This is a genomic window from Actinoalloteichus spitiensis RMV-1378, from assembly GCF_000239155.1.
GTDB classification, from domain to species: domain Bacteria; phylum Actinomycetota; class Actinomycetes; order Mycobacteriales; family Pseudonocardiaceae; genus Actinoalloteichus_B; species Actinoalloteichus_B spitiensis.
The window spans coordinates 1-3,736 of sequence record NZ_AGVX02000306.1; the positions used below are offsets into that span (position 1 = coordinate 1).

Here is a 3,736-nt window from a genome sequence, read left to right on the forward strand (position 1 = left end):
CGCGACACCCACCCGGGCACCGGCGCGACACCCCGGGTGGGGTGTTCCCGTCAGGACGGGGCCAGGACATAGGCTGGGCGCTTCTCCCGCGCGGCCCGCACCGTCGCCCCCGCGCGCCGTCAACACGCCCCGGAGGTCCCTGCCCGTGCCCGGTGACTCCTTCGTCCACCTGCATGTTCACACCGAGTACTCGATGCTGGACGGAGCGGCCAAGATGGCGCCGCTGTTCGCCGAGGCCAAGAGACTCGGGATGCCGGCGGTCGGCATGACCGACCACGGGAACATGTACGGGGCCGACGAGTTCTACCAGCAGTCGAAGAAGGCCGGCATCAAACCGATCATCGGGATCGAGGCGTACCTCGCTCCCGGCAGCCGGTTCCACAAGAAGCCGGTGTTCTGGGGTCAGTCCCACCAGCGGTCCACCGACCAGTTCGGTGAGGGCGGCGACGTCTCCGGTGGCGGTGCCTACACCCACATGACGATGCTGGCCGGCGACGCCACCGGGCTGCGGAACCTCTTCAAGCTGTCGTCACTGGCCTCCATCGAGGGCTACTACCGCAAGCCGCGGATGGACCGCGACCTGATCGCGGAGCACAGCAAGGGCATCATCGCCACCACCGGCTGCCCCTCCGGCGAGGTCCAGACCCGGCTGCGGCTGGGCCAGTACGACGAGGCCATCCAGGCCGCCAGCGACTACAAGGACATCTTCGGCGCCGACAACTTCTTCGTCGAGCTGATGGACCACGGGCTGGCCATCGAACGCTCGGTGCGGGAGGGGCTGCTCGACATCGCCAAGCGGCTCGAACTCCGGCCGTTGGCCACCAACGACTCGCACTACGTCACCAAGGACCAGGCCGAGTCGCACTCCGCCCTGCTGTGCGTGCAGTCCGGCAAGACGCTCTCCGACCCGAACCGCTTCAAGTTCGACGGCGACGGCTACTTCCTGAAGTCCGCCGAGGAGATGCGGGCGTACTGGGACAAGGAGGTCCCCGGTGCGACCGAGTCGACACTGCTGATCGCCGAACGCGTCGAGTCCTACGCCGAGGTCTACGAGCACCGCGACCGGATGCCCGTCTTCGACGTGCCCGAGGGCGAGACGCAGGAATCCTGGCTGCACAAGGAGGTCATGAAGGGGCTGGACTGGCGGTTCCCCCAGGGCGTCCCCGACGGCTACCACGAGCGGGCCGAGTTCGAGCTGAGCGTGATCGCGCAGAAGGGCTTCCCCGCCTACTTCCTCGTCGTGGGCGACCTCGTGCAGCACGCCAAGGAGATCGGCATCCGCGTCGGCCCCGGCCGGGGGTCGGCGGCGGGTTCACTGGTGGCCTACGCGTTGGGGATCACCAACCTGGACCCGATCCCCCAGGGGCTGCTCTTCGAACGGTTCCTCAACCCCGAACGCGCGTCGATGCCCGACATCGACATCGACTTCGACGACCGCCGCCGGGGCGAGATGGTCCGCTACGCCACGGAGAAGTACGGCGCCGACCGCGTCGCGCAGGTCATCACCTTCGGCACGATCAAGACCAAGGCGGCGATCAAGGACTCCGCCCGCGTGCACTTCGGGCAGCCCGGCTACGCGATCGCGGACCGCATCTCCAAGGCTCTGCCGCCGCCGGTGGCCGCCAAGGACATCCCGTTGGCCGGCATCGTCAACCCGGAGCACGAGCGGTACCCCGAGGCCGCCGAGGTGCGCACCCTGATCGAGACGGACGCGGAGGTCTCCAAGATCTTCGAGACCGCCCGCGGCCTCGAGGGCCTGATCCGCAACGCGGGGGTGCACGCCTGCGCGGTGATCATGTCCTCGGAACCGCTGATGGACGCCATCCCCCTGTGGCAGCGGGACGACGGGTCGATCATCACCGGCTGGGACTACCCGTCCTGCGAGGCCATCGGCCTGTTGAAGATGGACTTCCTCGGGCTGCGGAACCTCACCATCATCAACGACGCCATCGACAACATCCGGGCCAACCGGGGCGACGAGATCGACCTCGACGTGCTGGGCCTGACCGACAAGAAGACCTTCGAGCTGCTGGGCCGGGGCGACGCGCTCGGCGTGTTCCAGCTCGAGGGCGGCGCCATGCGGGACCTGCTGCGCAGGATGCAGCCCACCGAGTTCAGCGACATCATCGCGGTCAACGCCCTCTACCGCCCGGGCCCGATGGCGATGAACAGCCACAACAACTACGCCGACCGCAAGAACGGCCGCCAGGAGATCACCCCGATCCACCCGGAACTGGCCGAACCGTTGGAGGAGATCCTCTCCGAGACCTACGGCCTGATCGTGTACCAGGAGCAGATCATGCGCATCGCGCAGAAGGTCGCCGGGTACTCGATGGGACGCGCGGACGTGCTCCGCAAGGCGATGGGCAAGAAGAAGCTGGACGTGCTCGAGAAGGAGTTCGAGGGCTTCCAGGCCGGGATGCGGGACAAGGGCTTCTCCGACGAGGCCATCAAGACGCTCTGGGACACGATCCTGCCGTTCGCCGGCTACGCGTTCAACAAGTCCCACGCCGCCGGTTACGCCCTGGTCTCCTACTGGACCGCCTACCTCAAGGCCAACTACCAGGCCGAGTACATGGCGGCGCTGCTCACCTCGGTCGCCGACAACAAGGACAAGTCCGCGGTCTACCTCTCCGAGTGCCGCCGCCTCGGCATCCGGGTGCTGGCCCCCGACGTCAACGAGTCGGCGCTGCGCTTCGCCGCCGTGGGAACCGACATCCGCTACGGTCTCGGCGGCATCCGCAACGTCGGCGGCAACGTCGTCCAGTCGATCATCGACACCCGGAAGAAGAAGGGCGCCTACACCTCCTTCAACGACTTCCTGACCAAGTCGGAGATCGTCACCTGCAACAAGCGGGTGATCGAGTCGCTGATCAAGGCCGGCGGGTTCGACTCGCTCGGGCACTCACGCCGCTCCCTCATCGAACACCACGAGGCGGCCGTCGACGCCGTGATCGGCCTCAAGCGACAGGAGGCCATGGGCCAGTTCGACCTGTTCGGCGGTGGTGACGACACCCCCGCCAGCGAGGACGCCTCCCCGTTGGCGCACCTCACGTACTCCCCGGAGGAATGGCCCCGCAAGCAGAAGCTGGCCTACGAACGGGAGATGCTGGGCCTCTACGTGTCGGCGCACCCCCTGGACGGCGCGGAACGCATCCTGCGCAAGCAGGCCCCCCGGGACATCGCCGCCCTGCTCAACGACCCGCCGAAGGAGGGCGAGGTCGTCATCGCCGGCATGATCTCCTCGGTCGAACGGCGGGTCAACAAGAACGGTGAACCCTGGGCGATCACGACCGTGGAGGACCTGGACGCCTCCATCGAGGTGCTGTTCTTCCCCAAGTCGTACGCGGTGCTCGGCCAGGACCTCGTGGAGGACACCGCCGTGGCGGTCAAGGGCCGGGTCAACTGGCGCGAGGACAAGATGAGCATCTTCGGTTCCGGGGTCGTCCCGCTGGACATCAGCGAGGCCGAGAACAACCCCGGCGTCGAACCGCCGTTGACACTGCTGGTCAAGTCCGAACTGGTCACCGAGGAAGTGGTCAGCGACCTCAAACAGGCACTGCGCGCCCACCCGGGGGAGACCCCGGTGCGGCTGAAGCTGCACTACCAGCACAAGACGGCCATGCTGGCGGTGGACGACTACCCGATCTCCACCTCGCCGGCGTTCTTCGGGGAGCTGAAGGCGATCCCGGGGGTCACGGTCAGCGCCTGAGACGGCACCGAGGGGCCCGCTCCC

1 protein-coding gene is annotated in these 3,736 nt (G+C 67.6%); it reads left to right on the plus strand.

What is annotated here, in order from left to right; translation table 11 throughout:
- Nucleotides 1–145 precede the first annotated feature (145 nt).
- The gene (dnaE, locus tag ACTIDRAF_RS0214040) at nucleotides 146–3,712 is read left to right on the plus strand and encodes a DNA polymerase III subunit alpha (RefSeq protein ID WP_016699369.1); all 3,567 of its coding nucleotides are present in this window, start codon (nucleotides 146–148) and stop codon (nucleotides 3,710–3,712) included.
- Nucleotides 3,713–3,736 lie beyond the last annotated feature (24 nt).